Source organism: Arthrobacter sp. MDT1-48-3 (genome assembly GCF_054511015.1).
Genome location: NZ_JBTNDL010000017.1, coordinates 1 through 3019 on the forward strand (window position 1 = coordinate 1; position 3019 = coordinate 3019).

The 3019-nt window shown below is 65.3% G+C and carries 2 protein-coding genes and 1 pseudogene; all 3 read right to left on the bottom strand.

Translation table 11 applies throughout. The features are described 5' to 3' along the window. Positions 1-893: 893 nt before the first annotated feature. Positions 894-1922: a nitronate monooxygenase gene (locus tag ACX80L_RS17675; protein ID WP_459291366.1), complete on the bottom strand. Its 1029-nt coding sequence runs from the start codon at positions 1920-1922 to the stop codon at positions 894-896. Between the two features lie 262 nt (positions 1923-2184). Beyond that, positions 2185-2427: pseudogene (locus ACX80L_RS17680) on the bottom strand (nitronate monooxygenase); the annotation flags it as partial. A gap of 344 nt (positions 2428-2771) precedes the next feature. After that, the coding region (locus ACX80L_RS17685; RefSeq protein ID WP_459291368.1) for a hypothetical protein at positions 2772-3019 on the bottom strand (248 nt) is incomplete at its 5' end.

The following is a 3019-nucleotide window of genomic DNA, read 5'->3' on the forward strand; positions in this document are numbered from 1 at the left end:
CAGCGCCGATGGTACTGCACCCGAGAGAGTGTGGGAGAGTAGGACACCGCCGGACAACACTCCAACGGGAAGGCCCCGCACCACCAGGTGCGGGGCCTTCCCCACTTAAACCACACACAACAACCCCACCCCGGTGGCGCCGGCTACCGATGCCGGAGAACCGCCCTGATGCGGCGGGCACCCCGATGCCATGGCCACCCCGATGCTAGGCCACCACGATGGTGCCGGCCTGGCCACCGACGCCGGGCAGCCACCAGGAGCTGGTCCGGCGCATGGATCCCGGGTATCGACGTGTCAGCCGGAGTCAGGATTTTGTGTCGCCGGCCTGTATCCCGCCTCGCGTCTTCATTTCACTGCCGGCTTTCACTTCACTGCTGGTTCTCACCTTCGCTGCCGGTTTTTACCCACTCCGCGTTCTACGCACTCGCGGGACTTGGACACGGGACTCGGTGTCGCTCGGACTCGGGGAGCCGGATCTCGAGGGACGGGGCACCGGTTCGTGCTGTCGCGGTCGGGTGTGTCGTCGAGCCTGAAGGGCCGGATGGGGAACGGAGGTCTCGCAACGGCGAACGCCGTGCGAGGAGAGACGGCGGCGCGTGATCCGCCGGATGCGCCGCCGACGATGCTGCTCATAGGGACGCGGCTTCCGGTGTGCCGCCTGCAGCACTCGGGCGCGCAAGGAGTTCCGCTCCTTCGCGGTGCCCAGGGTGAAGGTTCTTCCGGTTCGATGGACCCGGACCCGCTCGAGAGGCCTCGGGTTCACCTTGCACTTCAGCGCCGGAGCAGCCGCACGAGCGATGGCTTCGCTGCGAGAGAAGAAACCTGTTCGTCTTCACCAGTTTTCCCACCGCATGCGCGCCCCGCCGGCAGGGTGGGAGTGCGTACCCCAAGGGTCAGGGTGTGAGCGCTGCGATGATGTCGGCTGCGGGTTCGGTCCGGATGGTGCGGTAGCCGGTGCCGGCCCACAGGTGGAGCGCTTGCAGGTCGTTGTTCGCTGCCGCTGCGGCGCGGAGGGGTGTGGTGATGTAGTGGATCTGCGGGTAGGCGTTGCCGACGGTCAGGTGCTCGTCCATGAATCTGTTCCGCAACCCACGGGCCGGACGCCCGGTGAACGCCCTGGTGATCCTGGTCTCGGTGAACCCGGGGTCCGTGAGAGCTGCCCGGTGGGCGGGATGTGTTCCTGCCTCATCCGCCAGGAGCAAGGCTGTGCCGAGTTGGGCGGCAAACGCTCCGGCCGCGAGAACTCCGCCGACGTCCTCGCGGGTGCTGATGCCGCCGCCGGCGATGATGGGCAGGCTGGATATCGTCTTGATCGATGCGATGAGCTGGGGGAGTGGCTGCGTTCCCGGGTCGGCGCCGGGGTCGAACGTTCCGCGATGGCCCCCTGCGTCGGGGCCCTGCACGACCAGGATCTGTGCCCCACGGTCGGTCGCGAGAGACGCTTCGGCGCTGTCGGTGACGGTGACGGCAGTGGATATGCCCAACTGGTGCAGCTCGTGCAGCAGGTCGGGATCCGGACACCCGAAAGTGAAGGAGACCACGTCAGGCCTCAATGCCCGAAGAACATCCACTTTGCCCGTCCAGGCGTCGTCATCCCATCTGGGGACTCCCACCTGGATGCCGTAGCGGTCGGCACGGGGCTGAAGGCGCCGACGGTAGGTCTGGAGCTCTTCCTCGTCGGCGTCATTCGCGGATACGACGAACAGATTCACACCGAAGGGCCGATCAGTAAGGGACCGCGTGACGGTGATGTGCTCCGCCAGCTGTTCCGGTGATTTGTACCCGCCAGCAAGGAAACCCAGCCCGCCGGCGTTGCTCACCGCCGCGACAAGCGCCGGAGTCGAGGGCCCGCCGGCCATCGGCGCACCGATGAGCGGGCGATCCAAATCGATGGGGAATCGCTGACCGTCGACGGTATCCATGCACGCTCTCCTTCACGACGTCGCTGTGGGCTCGCCCACTAGGACAATAATCGGAGGTGAATGAAGGACGACAGCCGACGATGCTGCTCCTCTTCGAGAACTCGCGGCGTCGTCGCCACGGCGGACCGAACTTCCGTCCTCGTCTCGGTAAGCCGTCGTTGTTGTGCGGAGTATCGCCCAGACGACTGCCGTGCTGCATGATGCCGTAGCGGTCGGCACGGGGCTGAAGGCGCCGACGGTAGGTCTGGAGCTCTTCCTCGTCGGCGTCATTCGCGGATACGACGAACAGATTCACACCGAAGGGCCGATCAGTAAGGGACCGCGTGACGGTGATGTGCTCCGCCAGCTGTTCCGGTGATTTGTACCCGCCAGCAAGGAAACCCAGCCCGCCGGCGTTGCTCACCGCCGCGACAAGCGCCGGAGTCGAGGGCCCGCCGGCCATCGGCGCACCGATGAGCGGGCGATCCAAATCGATGGGGAATCGCTGACCGTCGACGGTATCCATGCACGCTCTCCTTCACGACGTCGCTGTGGGCTCGCCCACTAGGACAATAATCGGAGGTGAATGAAGGACGACAGCCGACGATGCTGCTCCTCTTCGAGAACTCGCGGCGTCGTCGCCACGGCGGACCGAACTTCCGTCCTCGTCTCGGTAAGCCGTCGTTGTTGTGCGGAGTATCGCCCAGACGACTGCCGTGCTGCATGATACTGCCGCCCGGCAGCTCAGGACGCATCGGCCTGCTCGAGGTGGGGCGTGAGTGGATTTGGTGGTCCGGGCGGGATGGTCGTATAGTTGTGGAGTCGCCCCGGTGAGGGCGACGAACCCCCTTGATAAACTGTGAAGCTGTTTCAGCGCGTGCGGTGCACGATGTTGGAATCGGCTTCCGGTTCGTCGTCGGTCGTGGAGGTTCGCCGGCGGTCACTGTGCTGGCCCTGTAGGGGGCAGCGCGATACCGGAGAGTGGATTTGCGAGATCGGCCCGGCGGGGGTAAGCTTGAAAAGTTGCTTCGGAGCGAGGACATGGCGGTTTGGTCGTGTTTGGTGCCGGTAGCTCCTGTTGTTTGAGAACTCAATAGTGTGCCAAGTTTGTTGATACC